We start from the raw sequence: 238 nt of genomic DNA, 5'->3' as shown, positions 1-238 counted from the left end.
GCAAGGCGTTCCGGGTGGGTGACATCATCACCATCACGCTGAACGAGCGCACGTCCGCCAGCAAGAACGCCGGTTCGCAGATCCAGAAAAACAGCAACGCCAATATCGGCCTGACTTCGCTGTTCGGCACTACGCCAAACACCAACAACCCGTTTGGCGGCGGTGATCTGTCACTGGAGGCCGGCTACAACGGCGAGCGCACCACCAAGGGAGATAGCAAGGCTACCCAGGGCAACAC

General features: G+C 60.1%; 1 protein-coding gene. It reads left to right on the top strand.

Annotated features, from left to right (window positions below; genetic code table 11):
* Positions 1-238: flagellar basal body L-ring protein FlgH (locus SB756_RS34970; protein WP_410913868.1), on the top strand; the 238-nt coding region annotated here is incomplete at both ends.

It is taken from the genome of Pseudomonas sp. SIMBA_068 (genome assembly GCF_046534705.1).
Taxonomy (GTDB): domain Bacteria; phylum Pseudomonadota; class Gammaproteobacteria; order Pseudomonadales; family Pseudomonadaceae; genus Aquipseudomonas; species Aquipseudomonas putida.
The sequence above is the reverse complement of the archived record's forward strand: the minus strand, read 5'-3'. Positions and strand labels throughout refer to the sequence as shown.